The 16095-nt window shown below is 30.9% G+C and carries 17 protein-coding genes; 15 read left to right on the top strand and 2 right to left on the bottom strand.

Annotated features, from left to right (window positions below):
- The first annotated feature begins 3 nt into the window (after positions 1 to 3).
- From ACTTAR_RS02555 to ACTTAR_RS02535, 5 genes are read left to right on the top strand one after another with little or no spacing between them, the layout of a single operon-like run.
- Positions 4 to 462, top strand: a complete 459-nt coding sequence (locus tag ACTTAR_RS02555) for a hypothetical protein (RefSeq protein WP_440697628.1) — start codon at positions 4 to 6, stop codon at positions 460 to 462.
- 57 nt (positions 463 to 519) lie between these two features.
- A complete protein-coding gene (locus ACTTAR_RS02550) occupies positions 520 to 2952 on the top strand; it encodes a GcvT family protein (RefSeq protein WP_440697627.1) in 2433 nt (810 codons plus the stop codon).
- Positions 2952 to 3701 (top strand): electron transfer flavoprotein subunit beta/FixA family protein, encoded by a 750-nt coding sequence (locus ACTTAR_RS02545; protein WP_440680525.1) that lies wholly within the window; start codon positions 2952 to 2954, stop codon positions 3699 to 3701. Before ACTTAR_RS02550 ends, ACTTAR_RS02545 begins: the two co-directional genes overlap by 1 nt.
- On the top strand, positions 3701 to 4654 hold the full coding sequence (locus ACTTAR_RS02540; protein WP_440680524.1) for an electron transfer flavoprotein subunit alpha/FixB family protein: 954 nt from the start codon (positions 3701 to 3703) through the stop codon (positions 4652 to 4654). Before ACTTAR_RS02545 ends, ACTTAR_RS02540 begins: the two co-directional genes overlap by 1 nt.
- A 23-nt stretch (positions 4655 to 4677) precedes the next feature.
- Positions 4678 to 6297 carry an electron transfer flavoprotein-ubiquinone oxidoreductase gene (locus ACTTAR_RS02535; protein WP_440680523.1) on the top strand — a complete coding sequence of 540 codons (1620 nt, stop codon included), beginning with the start codon at positions 4678 to 4680 and terminating at the stop codon, positions 6295 to 6297.
- A 1-nt stretch (position 6298) separates the two neighbouring features.
- Here the strand turns inward: ACTTAR_RS02535 and ACTTAR_RS02530 are convergent, their stop codons facing one another.
- Positions 6299 to 6673 (bottom strand): DUF2237 family protein, encoded by a 375-nt coding sequence (locus ACTTAR_RS02530; RefSeq protein ID WP_440680522.1) that lies wholly within the window; start codon positions 6671 to 6673, stop codon positions 6299 to 6301.
- Complete coding sequence (gene hisI, locus ACTTAR_RS02525) at positions 6674 to 7141, bottom strand: phosphoribosyl-AMP cyclohydrolase (protein ID WP_075506137.1); 468 nt, start codon at positions 7139 to 7141, stop codon at positions 6674 to 6676.
- A 77-nt stretch (positions 7142 to 7218) separates the two neighbouring features.
- Between hisI and folE the strand changes: the two genes are divergently transcribed.
- From folE to ACTTAR_RS02475, 10 genes are all read left to right on the top strand, one after another.
- The gene (folE, locus tag ACTTAR_RS02520) at positions 7219 to 7839 is read left to right on the top strand and encodes a GTP cyclohydrolase I FolE (RefSeq protein WP_440680521.1); all 621 of its coding nucleotides are present in this window, start codon (positions 7219 to 7221) and stop codon (positions 7837 to 7839) included.
- Position 7840: 1 nt separating this feature from the next.
- Positions 7841 to 8842 (top strand): MDR family oxidoreductase, encoded by a 1002-nt coding sequence (locus ACTTAR_RS02515; protein WP_440697626.1) that lies wholly within the window; start codon positions 7841 to 7843, stop codon positions 8840 to 8842.
- On the top strand, positions 8842 to 9729 hold the full coding sequence (locus ACTTAR_RS02510) for a LysR family transcriptional regulator (protein ID WP_075506134.1): 888 nt from the start codon (positions 8842 to 8844) through the stop codon (positions 9727 to 9729). Before ACTTAR_RS02515 ends, ACTTAR_RS02510 begins: the two co-directional genes overlap by 1 nt.
- A gap of 126 nt (positions 9730 to 9855) precedes the next feature.
- On the top strand, positions 9856 to 10875 hold the full coding sequence (locus ACTTAR_RS02505; RefSeq protein WP_440697625.1) for an extracellular solute-binding protein: 1020 nt from the start codon (positions 9856 to 9858) through the stop codon (positions 10873 to 10875).
- A gap of 71 nt (positions 10876 to 10946) precedes the next feature.
- Entirely contained in the window at positions 10947 to 12557 is a 1611-nt protein-coding gene (locus tag ACTTAR_RS02500; protein WP_440697624.1) for an ABC transporter permease, read from the top strand.
- 1 nt (position 12558) lies between these two features.
- Entirely contained in the window at positions 12559 to 13617 is a 1059-nt protein-coding gene (locus tag ACTTAR_RS02495; RefSeq protein ID WP_440618220.1) for an ABC transporter ATP-binding protein, read from the top strand.
- Between the two features lie 14 nt (positions 13618 to 13631).
- The gene (locus tag ACTTAR_RS02490) at positions 13632 to 14318 is read left to right on the top strand and encodes an AzlC family ABC transporter permease (RefSeq protein WP_440697623.1); all 687 of its coding nucleotides are present in this window, start codon (positions 13632 to 13634) and stop codon (positions 14316 to 14318) included.
- Position 14319: 1 nt separating this feature from the next.
- Entirely contained in the window at positions 14320 to 14628 is a 309-nt protein-coding gene (locus ACTTAR_RS02485; RefSeq protein ID WP_440697622.1) for an AzlD domain-containing protein, read from the top strand.
- Between the two features lies 1 nt (position 14629).
- The gene (locus ACTTAR_RS02480; RefSeq protein WP_440697621.1) at positions 14630 to 15646 is read left to right on the top strand and encodes an MBL fold metallo-hydrolase; all 1017 of its coding nucleotides are present in this window, start codon (positions 14630 to 14632) and stop codon (positions 15644 to 15646) included.
- Positions 15627 to 16091, top strand: a complete 465-nt coding sequence (locus ACTTAR_RS02475; protein ID WP_440697620.1) for a c-type cytochrome — start codon at positions 15627 to 15629, stop codon at positions 16089 to 16091. Before ACTTAR_RS02480 ends, ACTTAR_RS02475 begins: the two co-directional genes overlap by 20 nt.
- Positions 16092 to 16095 lie beyond the last annotated feature (4 nt).

The raw sequence follows: 16095 nt of genomic DNA, 5'->3' as shown, positions 1-16095 counted from the left end.
TTAATGAAAAAAATAATATCACTTTTAATTTTATTAATTTTAACTAACTATTCTTATGCAGAATTAAAAAATCCAAACAAAAATATTTCACCAAAGGAAGTTGTTAAAATTCAACTTAGTGGGTTACAAAAAAATGATTTAAATTACAAAGATAGAGGTATAGAGCAAACTTGGATTTTTGCTCACCCTAACAATAAAAGAATGACTGGACCCTTAAATAATTTTAAAAGAATGATTAAAGGAGCCTCTTATCAAATGATGATTAATCACCTAAGCCATACAATTACAGAGCTTGGCAGTAGTGACAAATGGGCTCAATTTGAAGTCATCATTTTAGATAAAGATAAAATTTATCATAAGTTTAATTGGCAAGTCGAAAAATATACTGAGGACGGAGATTTAAATGATTGCTGGTTGACTACGATGGTCTCAAGCCCAATCCCTCTCGGCAGTTCAATTTGATTATCCACAGATACATTTTTGTTTCGTTAATAATAAAAATTTAGTAGAAATCACAAAATGAAAACAAAAACTAAAGTTGTCGTAGTTGGTGGAGGAGTTGTAGGTGTCAGTGCTCTTTATCATTTAGCAAAAAAAGGTTGGTCAGATGTAGTGCTTGTTGAGAGAAAAGAATTAACTTCAGGCTCAACCTGGCATGCTGCAGGTTTATTGCCTTTGTTCAATATGAGTTACTCGGTGGGACAGTTACATAAGTATGCGGTGAATCTTTACAAAACTCTAGAGGAAGAAACTGGAAAAAATGTAGGCTTTAGTGTTGTTTCAAATATTCGTTTAGCAAGTACAAAAGATAGAATGGATGAGTACCATCAGTACGCAGGTGTCGCTCGAACAATTGGAGTCGATGTAAAATTTTTAACTCCACAACAAGTAAAAGAAATTTGGCCTTTATGTCATACAGATGATTTAGTTGGAGCTATTCAACACCCAGAAGATGGATACATCCAACCAGCAGATTTAACACAAGCCTTAGCTACTGGTGCAAGAAATAGGGGAGCTGAGATTTATAGAAACACAACTGTTCTATCAATGAGACAAACAAAAGATGGATGGATTGTTGAAACTGATAAAGGATCAATAGAGTGTGAACACGTAATTTCTTGTTCTGGAAATTTTGCAAGACAAACTGGTGAAATGGTTGGATTAGATATTCCAGTTATTCCTGTTGAACATCAATATATCGTGACTGAACCTCATCCTTTAATTCAACAAAGAAAAAAAGATGGTTTACCAGAAATGGGCGTTTTAAGAGATAGCGATAGCAGATGGTACATGAGAGAAGAAGCGGGTGGATTAATTTTAGGACCTTATGAAGATGGTGCACCAGCATGTTATGTAGAAGGACCGTCAAAGAATTCTGAATACGAATTATTTCAAGAAGATTTAGATAGATTAGCTCCACATATTGAAGGAGCAATACATAGAGTTCCGGCCTTCGGAGAAGTTGGAGTTAAGAAAGTTTATAATGGAGCAATTTGTTATACACCTGATGGAAATCCAATTGTTGGACCTGCTTGGGGACTTAAGAATTTTTGGATTAATGAAGGTCATAGTTTTGGAATAACTGCAGCAGGTGGTGCAGGTTGGCAACTTGCTGAATGGATTGTAGATGGTGAACCAACAATTGATATGTTGGGAGTTGAGCCAAGACGATATGGTAACTATGCAACAAAATCTTATTTAAAAGCTAAAAATGAAGAAGCTTATAGTCATGTTTTTATAGTTCACTATCCAGATGAGGAAAGACCTGCAGCAAGACCTTTAAGAACAGCTCCATGCTACGAAAGAATGAAAAATTTAGGAGCAGTTTTTGGTCAAAAATTTGGATGGGAAAGACCTAACTTTTTTGCAACAGATGGAATGGAACAAAAAGATGATTGGTCGTTTAGAAGATCAAAATGGTTTGAAGCAATTAAAAAGGAATGTCAAAACGTAAAAGAAAATGTTGGTCTTTTAGATATGACTGCTTTTGCAAAATGCAGAATAAGAGGACCTAAAGCAGAAGAGTTTTTAGACTATTTAGTTGCCAACAAACTTCCAAAAAATATTGGAAGAATAAATTTATGTCATGCATTAAACACTAAAGGTGGTGTGCATTCAGAATTTACAATCATGAAAGAAGCTGAGAATAGCTATTATTTAGTATCAGCTGGAGCAAATTTAAGATTAGACCATGATTGGATCCAAAAATGGATGCCAGATGATGGTTCTGTAATTTTTGAAGATTTAACAAATAGCACAGGTGTATTGGTAGTAGCTGGCCCTAAAGCGAGACAACTAATGCAGAAAGTTTCAACAGATGATTTTTCAAATGAAAACTTTAAATGGCTCACTGCAAAAAATGTCAATGTAGGATACGCACCAGTTAATGCTATGAGAGTAAATTTTGTTGGTGAACTTGGATGGGAACTTCATCATCCAATCGAGTATCAAAATCATATTTTTGATAAATTAATGGATGCTGGTAAAGATTTAGGAATTAAACCATTTGGTATTAGAGCAATGAATAGCTTAAGGGTAGAAAAATCTTACAAACTAGTTGGAACAGAATTATCTATTGAATATTCTCCATATGAATCTGGACTAGATAGATTTATTCATCCAAATAAAGGAAACTTTATCGGTTTAGAGGCGCTCAATAAATGGAGAGAAAAAGGTTTTGATAACAAATTAGTAACTTTAGAAGTTCACAATACTAAAGATGCAGATGTTTTGGGAAATAATCCTATATTTAAAGACGGTAAAGTGGTTGGAAGAGCAACAGGCGGTGAGTTTGGATTTAGATTAGATAAATCAATCGCTCTTGCAATGGTAAAACCTGATTGTTCTAATGTGGGTGAAAAATTACAAGTTGATATATTGGGTGAAATGTATGACGCTACAGTTTTAGATGAAAGTCCATACGATTCAGAAAATAATTTGTTGAGAGCTTAATGAAAATCTTGGTAGCAGTAAAAAGAGTTATTGATTACAACGTTCAAATCAGAGTTAAAGAAGATGGCACTGGGGTTGTTACTGACAACGTAAAAATGTCAACCAATCCACCAGATGATAATGCTATCGAAGAAGCAGTAAAAATTAAAGAAACAGGAAAGGCAACCGAAGTGGTTGCAATTACTGTAGGAGAGGAAAAAGCTCAAGAAACTGTCAGAAAGGCTTTAGCAGTTGGAGCGGATAGAGGAATTCATGTTAAAGCAAATGGAATACTAGAGCCATTAGCTGTTTCAAAACTTTTACAAAAAGTTGTTGAAAAAGAAAAACCAGATTTAGTTTTTATGGGAAAACAAGCAATTGATGATGATTGTAATCAAACAGGTCAAATGTTGAGTGCATTATTAAATTGGCCACAAGCAACTTTTGCATCAAAGATTGATGTCAAAGATAATAAATTAGAAGTTACTAGAGAAATTGATGAGGGACTTGAAACGATTGAAATAAATGTTCCAGCTATAGTAACTTGCGATCTAAGATTAAATGAACCACGATACGCTTCTCTTCCTAACATTATGAAGGCGAAGAAAAAACCAATTGAAGAAATTTCTGCATCTGATCTAGGTGTTGATACTTCTCCAAGAGTAGAGCAAATTAAAGTAGAAGAGCCACCAAAAAGAAAAGCAGGTATTAAAGTGGCTAATGTAGCAGAATTAGTTCAAAAATTAAAAAATGAAGCAAAGGTAATATAATGGCAGTTTTACTCATAGCAGAACACAATAATAAAGAGTTAAGACCATTTACATTAAATGCGGCTACAGCTGCTTCACAAATTGATAGCGAAGTTCACGCTGTGATAATTGGAAATAATAGCGCGGAAGCATCAAAACAACTATCAGAACTTCCAGTGATAAAAAAAGTGTTAAGTGTTGAGGCATCACACTATGAAAACTTTACTGCAGAAAATTTTGCTCCAGTTGTTGTAAAGTTAGCAGAAAATTATTCTCATATTATTTGTTCAGCAAATACATTTGGTAAAAATTTAATGCCAAGAATTGCTGCTCATCTTGATACTTCGCAAGTTAGCGACATTATTAAAGTAGTTTCACCTGATACTTTTGTCAGACCAATTTATGCTGGAAATGCTTTTGCAACAGTTAAAAGTAATGATGCTAAAAAATGTATTACTATTAGACCAACTTCTTTCGAGCCTTGTGAAAGTTCTGGAGGTTCTGCACCAATTGAAAAAATTGAAGCTAGTGAAGAATTTTCAAATACTAAATTTATAAAGAGAGAGGAAATTAAATCTGATAGACCAGAACTTGGAACTGCTAGAATAGTTGTTTCAGGTGGAAGAGGAATGCAAAGTGGAGATAACTTTAAATTAATTACTGAAATTGCTGATAAACTTGGAGCAGCTATCGGAGCATCAAGAGCAGCAGTAGATGCAGGTTATATAAGTAATGATCACCAGGTTGGTCAAACAGGAAAAGTTGTTGTGCCAGATTTATATATTGCAGTTGGAATTTCAGGAGCAATTCAGCATCTTGCAGGAATGAAAGAAAGTAAAGTTATAGTTGCAATTAATAAAGACGGTGAAGCCCCAATTTTTAGTGTGGCTGATTATGGTCTTGAGGCAGATCTCTTCGAAGCCTTACCTCAATTCATGGAAGAGTTGAACAAATTAAACACTATACAAAAATAATCCTTACAGTTAAAAACTAGAGTATGTCTAGAGAATCGATGGAATATGATGTTGTAATCATAGGTGGAGGGCCATCGGGATTATCAACTGCTATTAAATTAAAACAATTAGATCCAAACTTAAATGTTTGTTTGTTAGAAAAAGCTTCAGAAATTGGAGCTCACATTTTAAGTGGAAATGTTTTTGAAACAAGAGCGCTAGATGAACTGTTACCTAATTGGAGAGAATTAAATTCACCCATAAAAACAAAAGTTACTAAAGAAAAATTTTTATTTTTAGGAAAAACTAAATCTTTAAGTTGGCCAACTTGGCTGCTACCAGCAGTTCAGCAAAATCATAAAAATTATATTATTAGTTTAGCTAATTTATGCAGATGGTTAGCTGAGCAAGCAGAAGCTTTGGGTGTAGAAATTTTTCCAGGTTTTCCAGCAAGTGAAATTTTATATAATGATGATGGTTCTGTTAAGGGAGTAGCTACTCAAGATATGGGTATAGACAAAGAGGGTAACAAAAAAGATAGTTTTGAACCAGGTATTGAGCTTTTAGGAAAAGTTACAGTTTTTGCTGAAGGTTGCAGAGGTCATTTAGGAAAACAATTAATTCAAAAATTTGAACTGAGTAAAGGAAAAGATCCTCAACAATATGGAATTGGTTTTAAAGAAATTTGGGAAATAGAAGAAAAAAATCATGAAGAAGGACTAGTTATGCATACAGCTGGGTGGCCACTTGATAACAATACTTATGGTGGAAGCTTTATGTATCACGCTGAAAATAAACAAGTATTTTTAGGCTATGTAATTGGTTTGGATTATAAAAATCCACATTTATCTCCTTATGATGAATTTCAAAGATTTAAAACTCATCCAGCGATAAAAAAAATAATAGAGGGAGGAAAAAGAATTTCTTATGGTGCAAGAGCATTGATTGAAGGAGGATTTCAAAGTTTACCTAGAATGTTTATGCCTGGCGCATTATTAGTAGGTTGTGATGCTGGTACATTAAATATGCCTAAAATTAAAGGCTCTCATACTGCAATGAAAAGTGGAATGATTGCAGCTGAAACTATTCATGAACACTTAAAAGAAAATAAAGAATTATCTATTTATGAAAATAAATTTAAAAATAGCTGGTTATTTAAAGAATTATATGAAGCCCGAAATGTAAAACCTAGCTTTAGTTGGGGGCTAATTTTAGGGATAATCTTTACAGGTATTGATCAAATTTTATTTAGAGGAAAACTTCCTTTTACTCTTAAACATAAACATGCTGATCATGAAACATTAAAACCTGCAAATCAAATGCCTAAAATAGATTATCCAAAATATGATAATGTTATAACTTTCGATAAAACTAGCTCAGTATATCTTACAGGAACTAATCATGCTGATAATCAGCCAGTGCATTTGCAACTTAAAGATCCTGCTTTACCAATTAATTATACTCTGGAAAAATTTGATGAACCTGCACAAAGATATTGTCCTGCTGGAGTTTATGAAGTTCAAAAAGAAAATGATATTAACAAATTTGTAATTAATTCACAAAATTGCATTCACTGTAAAACTTGTGATATTAAAGAACCTTCTCAAAACATAACTTGGGTAACTCCTGAAGGCGGTGGTGGACCAAGATATGGAAATATGTAGATTAAGATAAATCTATCGCAAATTTTTTTAGAGTTTCAATAGGTAAATGTTTTAAAGTATTTTTATGAGTTCTTTTTAAAAATACAGGACATCCTTTTCCAGCCTCAACTGCTCTTGCATACCAACTTGCACATACACACCATCCGTCTCCATCTTTTAATCCAGGAAATCCAAATTCAGGATGAGGAGTAATTAAATCATTTCCCGCTTCCTTTAACCATTCTAAAAATTCAGTAGTAACTTTTGCACACACAGTATGTACACCGTGGTCATTTTCATCTGTATTACAGCACCCGTCTCTAAACCAACCTGTTAATGGATCATTAGAACATTCTTCTAGATCCTCACCTAGAACATTTTTCTGTTTTTCATTCATTTAGATTTTTGTAGGATTTGGTTGTCCTTTATAAACTTCTTCAGGATCAAATTTTTTTTCTTTTTCAAGAAATTCCATTTCTACTTTACGTCCATTATCAATTGGTCCCATAGGAATAGATCTGTAAAAGCAAGATCTGTATCCAACATGACAACTAGCACCATCTCCTATATCAACTGTTAACCAAATAGAGTCTTGATCATCATCAATTCTGATCTCAGTTACTTTTTGAGTAAAGCCACTTGTTTTACCTTTGTGCCAGATTGCTTTTCTAGATCTACTAAAGTAGTGAGCTTCTTTAGTTTCAATTGTTTTTTTTAATGCTTCAACATTCATATACCCATGCATTAAAATATCTTTGGTTTTAGAACACATTGTAATGACAGGAATTAAACCATCATTATCAAATTTTGGTGAAAGAAGATTTCCTTCTTCAATATCGTAGATATTTTCTCTTTTTTTGAACATAAAGGGTGATTATGTAGCACATATATAGATATAATAAATATTTTTAAAATAAAGCATTTACTGTATAAAAAGGCGCTATGAAATTAGTAAAAGACACCGACGATAAACCAATTGAAAATAAACAAGTTTCTGACAAAGATGCAGAAGAAGCTTTTAAGACAATTTTAACATGGATGGGAGAAGACCCAAATAGAGAAGGTCTTTTAGAAACTCCGAAAAGAGTAGTTAAAGCATTCAAAGAATATTTTAAAGGATACAAAGAGGATCCAAATAAAATTTTGGATAAAACTTTTGGCGATGTGGAAGGATACGATGATATGGTTGTGCAGAAAAATATTTCTGTTCAAAGTCACTGCGAACACCACATGGCTCCAATTATTGGAAAAGCTCATGTTGCATATATTCCTAAAGAAAGAGTTGTAGGTTTAAGTAAACTTGCAAGAGTAGTTGAAGTATTTTCTAAAAGACTTCAAACTCAAGAACGACTTACAATGCAAATTGCTAACACATTAATGGAATCATTAGATGCCAAAGGAGTTGCCGTAACAATAGATTCAACCCATCAGTGTATGACTATGCGAGGTATTAAAAAAGAACAAGCAACTACAGTAACAAATTATTATTTAGGTCAATTTAAAGAAGATTTAAGTTTTCAAAATAGATATTTACGATTTATTAGCACTACGCTAAAAGATTAAAGTGTCTGATCAATTCAAAGCAATAGTTCTTAATCAAGAAGGTGAAAATTTTTCTAAAGAAGTAAAATCTTTAGATAGAAGTTTTTTAAAACATGGAGATGTAACTGTTCAGGTAGAATATTCAGATTTAAATTTTAAAGATGGAATGATTCTAAAGAATGGTGGAAGACTAGTAAAAGAGTATCCGCACATACCAGGAATAGATTTTTCAGGAAAAGTAATAGAAAGTAAAAATTCAAAATTTAAATCAGGTGACGAAGTAATACTAACTGGTTTTAGAGTCGGAGAAGTATTTTTTGGTGGTTATTCTCAGATAGCAAAAGTCAATGCAGATTTCCTAGTAAAAAAACCTGATAACTTAAGCAGCAAGCAGGCAATGATTCTAGGGACAGCAGGCTTAACTTCTTTAATGAGTGCTTTTGCAATTCAAGCAAGAGAAAGTATTTTGCTTGGAGAAAAAGTTAATGATGTTTTGGTAACAGGGGCGACTGGAGGAGTTGGCAGTGTTGCAATAATGGCTTTAACAAAATTAGGTTACAATGTAACTGCAGTATCTGGAAAAGAAAGTAAGTCAGATTATTTAAAATCTTTAGGTGCAAAAAACATTATAAATAGAGCTGAATTTGATAAAGACCCAAGACCAATAGATAAAGGTTTATGGGATGGAGTAGTAGATACCGTTGGAGGAAAAATTTTAGCAAACGCAATTGCACAAACAAAGCCTAATGGAATTATAGCTGTATGTGGAAATGCAAATAGTAATGAACTTAACACCAATTTACTTCCTTTTATGTTACGAGGTATTAAGGTTTGGGGAATGGATTCTGCAAATTGCAGTATAAAAAGAAGAGAATTTATGTGGGGTGAAGCTTCAAAATTAATTGATTTTGAATTGCTTGAAAAATCAGTTTTAACAGTAGGTTTAGAGGAGTTAATTGAAACCTATCCTAAAATTTTAAAAGGTGAAATTTCTGGAAGAGTATTAGTGGATGTAAATAAATAATGGATTGGGATAAATTAAAAATTTTTCATGCAGTTGCAGAAGCTGGAAGTTTTACAAATGCTACTGTAAATTTAAACCTTAGCCAATCTGCAATCAGTAGACAGATACAGTCCCTAGAACAAGATTTGAAAGTACAACTATTTGAAAGACATGCAAGAGGATTAACACTTACAGAAAACGGTGAATATGTTTTTAAAACTGCACATGAAGTAATAAGCAAGTTAAAAGAAGTCGAAACATCTCTAGGTGATCAGAAGAATAAACCAACAGGAAAATTAACTATAACAACAGTAAGAAGTTTTGGTACTCACTGGTTAACGCCTAGAATTCAAGAATTTATGAGACTTAATCCAGAGATTGAGATTGAATTAGTCTTTGATGATAAAGAATTAGATTTAAGTACAAGACAGGCTGATATTGGAATTTTCATGAGAAGGCCAAAACAGCTTAATTATATTCAAAAAAAGCTAGTTGATATTAAATATTATATTTATGGATCAAATAAGTACTTAGAAAAAAATGGAATGCCGAAGACAATAAATGATTTAAATAAACATAAATTTATTTCATTTGGAAAAGGAGCACCTTCTCCAGTTTATAATCCAGATTGGGCACTAAAAATTGGAATGCATGATGGTAAAAAAAGAAAATCGATTATGAAGGTAAATAGTGTAATGGGATTATTGTTAGCAGTAGAGTCAGGGGTAGGATTAGCAGCACTTCCTGAATATTTAGTTACAAATTCAAACAATGTAATTAAAGTACTTCCAAAAGTCGAAGGTCCAATAACTGAGGCACATTTTGTTTATCCCCAATCTTTAAAGAATACAGCTAGAGTTCAAGCGTTTAGAAATTTCTTATTTAGCAAAATCGGCGACTGGAAATAAAAATTCTCTATATTTAGCAATTTTAAATAAAGTATTGATATATGCGTCAATATATGCGATTGATAATCATTCGCATTGAGAATAATTCTCATTCGCAAATAAACTAGGGTAAAGAAAAGGATACGAATGAAAAATATAACATTATTAGCATTAATTTTATTTTTCTTTACCAAAATGAGTATGGCAGGTGAAGTAAATGTTTTTAGTGCAAGACATTACGACTCTGACATTCAGCTGTATGAAAAGTTTACTAACAAAACAGGTATAAAAGTTAACGTAGTTTCTGGTAAAGACAAAGCTTTGCAAAAAAGAATTACTGAAGAAGGAAAAGACTCCAAAGCTGATTTATATATAACAGCAGATGCTGGAAGATTAGGTTCATTTGATGCAAAAGGTATGTTTCAGAACTCTATGACGACACTTATAGAAGCTTCTGTACCATCAAACTTTAGATCTGATAATTGGACAGGTATCGCTAAAAGAGCAAGAATTATTTATTATTCACCAGAAAGAGTAAGTTCAGAAGATTTAAAAGGGATAACTTATGAAAGTTTGTCAGATTCAAAATGGAAAGGGAAAATTGTAATTAGAAAATCTAATAATATTTACAATCAATCTCTTGTTGCATCATTAATTAAAAATAATGGTAAAGAACAAACTTTAGAATGGGCAAAAAAACTAGTTTCAAATTTTGCAAGAAATCCTAAAGGAAATGATAGAGCTCAAATTTTAGCTGTTGCTGCTGGTGAAGCTGATTTAGCTATAGCCAACACTTACTACTATGCTTTGATGTTATCTGGTCAAAAAGGAGAAGATCAAAAAGAAGCTGCTCAGAAAGTCTTACCTTATTTCCCAAATCAAAATGATAGAGGGACACATATGAATATAAGTGGTGGAGGTATTTTAAAAAATTCTCCTAATCCTGAAAATGCAAAAAAATTACTAGAGTTTTTTTTAACAAAAGAAGCACAACAACATATAGTAAACAATACATTTGAATACCCAATGATAGAAGGTGTTGAACCACACCCTCTTATAAAAAAAATGGGTGAAAATTTTAAACAGGATTTAAAAACAAAAGTTGGAGACTATAAAAAAAATCAGGCTGATGCGTTAGAGGTAATGTTGATGTCTGGTTGGAAATAAAAGAGGTTAACACTAAGTACTTTTGGTATAAAGTTTATTACCCTACTTTAAACCATTAGTACTTCGTTAAAATGGGTAATAAAATTAATATTTGGTTTTTGAGCTCTTTGCTCATTTCTATTATAGTTGCAATACCAATTGTAACTGTATTTAGTAGTTTTTTTGAACCAACAGGTGAGTATTTATCAATTGTAAAAAATACATTTTTGTATGAGTATATTTCAAATTCAATAATTCTTGTAATTGGAGTTTTAATTACAACTTTTGTAATTGGTGTAGGATCTGCTTATTTAGTTTCATTTTATAAATTTCCTGGAGTTAATTTTTTTAAATGGGTTTTAATTTTATCTTTTGCAGTTCCAGCCTATATCTATGCATATTCACTAACTGCTTTTTTTGAAAACTATGGAACAGCTTTTTCAATTATGAAAAGCTTATTCGGTGATGGAAATTACAATACTGTTTTACCTAAATTTGATGGAATGCTAGGAGCTATAATTTCAATTTCATTTTCACTATTTGGTTATGTTTATGTGTTAACAAGAACCTCATTTCATTATCAATCTCAAAATTTGCTAGAACTTGGTAAAAACCTTGGTTTTTCAACAAAAAAAACATTTTTTAATATTATTTTACCTTCAGCGAGACCCGCAATTATCGCGGGTTTATCTTTAGTTGCTATGGAGACTTTATCAGATTTTGGTGCAGTATCTTTTTTTGGAATATCGACTTTAACCACTGGAATTTATGATGCGTGGATATCTTTTGATGATTTGGCTTTAGCAAATAGAATATCTTTTTTTCTTCTAATTTTTATATTTGGATTATTTTTTTTAGAAAACTTATCTAGAAAAAAGGCACGGTACCATTCACCTGCTAAAGGAAATTTCAAGACCAAGACTTTGAAGCAATTAAGTGGTTATAAATCTTTAATAGCAATAATTTTTTGTTCATTTGTATTTTTTGCAAGCTTTATATTCCCAGTTTTGCAAATGCTTTATTGGACAATTAAGTTTCCAAAACATTTTATAGATTTAAATATTATTGAATTATTATCAAACACATTGATATTAGTTTTCTTATCAGGTTTTCTTTTAATTTTTTTATCTTTTGTATCAAATTATGGAAATAGAATTAGTAAAAATAAATTTTTAAATATTTTAACAACTTTTTCAATTACTGGTTACGCGATACCAGGAATAATATTAGCTGTAGCCTTCATCACTTTTATTTCTTGGTTTGATGAAAATGTATTTTATTTTTTTAATTTAAAACAAATTTTTATTGGATCTATACTTGGTTTAGTAGTTGTTTATTTTGTAAGATTTTATTCTTTGGCTAACAACGGTATTAAATCTGGATATTTAAAAATTAATTACTCAATTGATGAAAGTGCATATCTTTTAGGTTACTCAAAATTAAAAACTTTTTTAAATATTCATATTCCTTATCTTAAAAACTCAGTACTATTAATTGCTATATTGTTATCAATCGAAATAATCAAAGAATTGCCAATTACATTAATTATGCGTCCTTTTAATTTTGAAACATTTGCCACCCAGGCCTATATATTTGCTTCACAAGATTTACTGGAGGCTGCCGCTGCACCTTCATTAATACTTATTATGATTGCAAGTATTTTTATTTTAATTACATCTAAGTATATGTTTAAAGATAAATAAAATGAGAAATAACTTTTTAGAAATTGAGAATGTTACTTTTGCTGCAAGCTCTAAAAATAAAGTAACCAATGTTTCATTTAATATTGAAAATGAAGGAGATATAGTTTGTTTGCTAGGCCCTTCTGGTATTGGAAAAACTACAATTTTAAGAACAATAGCTGGCCTTGAAAAAATTCAGTCTGGTAAAATTATTTTAAAAAATAAAATTATTTCATCTAAAGAAAGCCATGTTGAACCCGAGGATAGAAATATATCTTTAGCTTTTCAAGATAACTCTCTATTTCCTCATTACAATGTTTTGGAAAATATTAATTTTGGAGCTGAGAGAAATAAAAAAAAGAAGAAAGGTTTAAATTTTAAAGAAATAGTGAAATTTCTTCATTTAGAAAAAATCTTAGAAAAATATCCTCATGAAATTAGTTCTGGAGAAGCTCAAAGAGCTTCTTTAGCTAGATCTTTGTTATCAAATCCTGATTTGTTACTGTTAGATGAACCTTTGTCTAATATAGATCAAAGTTTCAAAGAGGAAATACAAGTAAAGTTAAAGCAAATCTTAAAAGACTTAAAAATTACGACAATAATTGTTACCCACGACTCTTATGAAGCATTCTATTTAGGTAACAAATGTGGAATTATTTTAGACGGAGAACTTAAACAATTTGATGATCCTTATAATGTTTATCACTTCCCAAATTCTGTAGATGTAGTTAATTTTTTAAACAGAGGAATATTAATTCCAGCAAAAGTTACAGATGAAAATACTTTAGAAAATGATGATTTAGGTACAATCAAAGGTAATTTTACAAAACATTATCCAAAAGGATCTAAAGTACAGTTATTGTTACAGCCAGAAGATTTAGAACATGATGATAAAAGCAATTTGAAATTAGAAGTGGTAGATAGAAAGTTTAGAGGAACAAATTTTATATATACTCTAAAAACTAGTAGTGATTTATTAATTCCTGTTTTTGTTCATTCTCATCACGTTCATCAACATGAAATTGATGAAAAATTTGGAATTAAACGACCGATAAATATTGATCACATAGTTTGTTTTTAATAGAACCCAATTAAATGCTCACAAAAAAACAATTATTTACTAGAGGTATGCTGGATATTTCTCCTCATATGTTGTCAGTAATACCATTTGGAATAATTTGTGGGGCTATTGGTGTTGAATTGGGTTTTGATCCTCTATTAGTTTATGCGATGTCTATTATTATTTTTGGTGGTGCATCACAAATTGTTTTTTTACAATTATTATCAGGTGGTGCATCTGGATTGATAGCAGCAACATCTGTAGGAGTTATTAATTCAAGACATCTTTTATATGGTGCGGTCTTATCAGAGTACTTAGAAAAACTATCATTAATAAAAAAATTATTAATTTCTTATATTATTGTCGATCAAGGTTTTGCAGAATCTAATAAATTTTTTAAAAAAAATAAATCAGAGCAATACTTACATTATCATTTGATTGGCACAGGTTGTACAATGTGGGTTTGTTGGCAAATTTCTACATTATCAGGAATAATTTTAGGTTCATTTGTTCCAGAAGAACTTGGATTAAAATTTGCAATACCACTTACGTTTATAGCTATTGTAATACAAGATTTAAAAAAAATTGATCACTTAATTGTAATGATTGTATGTGGATTGAGTTCATTATTATTTTATGATGCTCCATTTAGATCTTATATAATTATTTCACCTATACTTGCCTTGTTTGTTGCAGCTTTAATATTGAGATTAAAAAAATAAAATGACTTGGTTATCAATTATTGTTGCAGGAATATTAACTTACTTTACTAGAATGACGATGGTAGCTCTAGTGAGTAGAGATATGTTGGGAGATAAAATAAAAGCTGTGTTAGCTTATGTTCCATCAGCAGTATTTCCTGCAATAATATTTCCAGGAATTTTTATAAATGATTATGGCAAATTCATTGAGATGGATGATCCTAAAATATTTGCTGCAATTGTTGCTGTAATTGTTGGTTATTTTTCAAGAAATATAATCGCAACTATTTTGTCTGGTTTAATTTCCTATTGGTTTTTGATATTTATCTAAAATGATTTTTAGACAAATATTCGATAGTGTTTCTAGCACTTATACTTATTTAATTGCATCTGGAAGGGGACGTGAAGCTTTAATAATTGACCCAGTCCTAGAAAAAGTAGATCAGTATATCAATTTGTTAAATCAATTAGATTTAAAATTAGTAAAGGTGATAGATACCCATATTCATGCAGATCATATTTCTGGAATTGCTGAACTAAGAGATAAAACTAATTGTGTAACTGTTATGGGCAATAAAACTCCTGCCGATGTAGTTGCAATGAGAGTATCTGATGAAGAGATAATTAAAATAGATGGAATTGATCTACAAGCTTTATACACTCCTGGTCATACTTCTGAGAGCTTTAGTTTTTTGATGGGTGATAGAGTTTTTACAGGAGACACATTATTAATTAGAGGTACTGGTAGAACAGATTTTCAAAACGGTGATCCTAAAGACTCATATAATTCAATATTTAACAAATTATTAAAACTACCTGATCAAACTCTAGTTTATCCAGCACATGATTATAAAGGAGAAATGGTAAGTACCATCATAGAAGAAAGACAATTTAATCCAAGGTTACAGGTAAAATCAGTTGAGGAGTACGTGGATATTATGAACAATTTAAATTTACCAGATCCTAAAATGATGGATGTTGCAGTTCCTAGTAATCTTAAATTGGGCATTGATTTAAATCGTCAAAAAGTTAATAATGGAATTGAGCCAGAGGAATTTAACAAGATTAAAAAAGAAGTAAACACAGTTTTAATAGATTTAAGAGAGCAAAACGAAATAGATAAAGAAGGCAAAATAGATAACAGCACTATAGTTCCTTTTCCCTCTATGCATGATTATATAGAAAAAAATAAAAATAGTTTAAAAGATAAAAAAATTCTTTTTTACTGTGCTCACGGACACAGATCTACATTAGCAGTTCAGATTTCTAAATCATATAATTTTGGTAACTGCTTTCACTTAATTGGTGGTTTAGAAAAATGGAAAAAACATGGACTTAATATTAATTAATTTAATCAGAATGATAAAATTTATAAATATTTTTAAAATTTTTATAGTTCTATTATTTTTATCAAATACTACTTTTGCAAATAATCATTTTCCGATTACTACAGATTCTAAAATGATGATTAAAAGAGGTAAATTATTATTTGAACAGAATTGTGCTTCATGTCATATGATTAATTTATCAGGAGCAAAGAATTGGAAAGGGGTAGACGAAGATGGTCACAGAAAAGCTCCACCTTTAAATGGTACAGGTCACACCTGGCACCATGATGACAAAACACTGCATGCTATTATAAAATATGGACTTGCAAAATTAGTTAAAAATTATGAAGGAAAAATGATGGGCTTTGGCGACAAATTGTCTGATAAAGAAATTGATAGTGTTTTGGCTTATATCAAATCTTTTTGGTCAAAAGAAAATTACGAATACCAATTAAAACTGAATTAACATA

This window comes from Candidatus Pelagibacter sp. HIMB1709, assembly GCF_052047635.1.
Lineage (GTDB): Bacteria > Pseudomonadota > Alphaproteobacteria > Pelagibacterales > Pelagibacteraceae > Pelagibacter.
Note: the sequence above shows the minus strand (reverse complement) of the source record. Positions and strands in the feature narration are given on the sequence as shown.

Coding starts and splice junctions, on each gene's coding strand:
- ACTTAR_RS02555 (WP_440697628.1), top strand. CDS start 4: ATGAAAAAAATAATATCACTTTTAATTTTATTAATTTTAACTAACTAT.
- ACTTAR_RS02550 (WP_440697627.1), top strand. CDS start 520: ATGAAAACAAAAACTAAAGTTGTCGTAGTTGGTGGAGGAGTTGTAGGT.
- ACTTAR_RS02545 (WP_440680525.1), top strand. CDS start 2,952: ATGAAAATCTTGGTAGCAGTAAAAAGAGTTATTGATTACAACGTTCAA.
- ACTTAR_RS02540 (WP_440680524.1), top strand. CDS start 3,701: ATGGCAGTTTTACTCATAGCAGAACACAATAATAAAGAGTTAAGACCA.
- ACTTAR_RS02535 (WP_440680523.1), top strand. CDS start 4,678: ATGTCTAGAGAATCGATGGAATATGATGTTGTAATCATAGGTGGAGGG.
- ACTTAR_RS02530 (WP_440680522.1), bottom strand. CDS start 6,673: ATGAATGAAAAACAGAAAAATGTTCTAGGTGAGGATCTAGAAGAATGT.
- hisI (WP_075506137.1), bottom strand. CDS start 7,141: ATGTTCAAAAAAAGAGAAAATATCTACGATATTGAAGAAGGAAATCTT.
- folE (WP_440680521.1), top strand. CDS start 7,219: ATGAAATTAGTAAAAGACACCGACGATAAACCAATTGAAAATAAACAA.
- ACTTAR_RS02510 (WP_075506134.1), top strand. CDS start 8,842: ATGGATTGGGATAAATTAAAAATTTTTCATGCAGTTGCAGAAGCTGGA.
- ACTTAR_RS02505 (WP_440697625.1), top strand. CDS start 9,856: ATGAAAAATATAACATTATTAGCATTAATTTTATTTTTCTTTACCAAA.
- ACTTAR_RS02500 (WP_440697624.1), top strand. CDS start 10,947: ATGGGTAATAAAATTAATATTTGGTTTTTGAGCTCTTTGCTCATTTCT.
- ACTTAR_RS02495 (WP_440618220.1), top strand. CDS start 12,559: ATGAGAAATAACTTTTTAGAAATTGAGAATGTTACTTTTGCTGCAAGC.
- ACTTAR_RS02490 (WP_440697623.1), top strand. CDS start 13,632: ATGCTCACAAAAAAACAATTATTTACTAGAGGTATGCTGGATATTTCT.
- ACTTAR_RS02485 (WP_440697622.1), top strand. CDS start 14,320: ATGACTTGGTTATCAATTATTGTTGCAGGAATATTAACTTACTTTACT.
- ACTTAR_RS02480 (WP_440697621.1), top strand. CDS start 14,630: ATGATTTTTAGACAAATATTCGATAGTGTTTCTAGCACTTATACTTAT.
- ACTTAR_RS02475 (WP_440697620.1), top strand. CDS start 15,627: ATGGACTTAATATTAATTAATTTAATCAGAATGATAAAATTTATAAAT.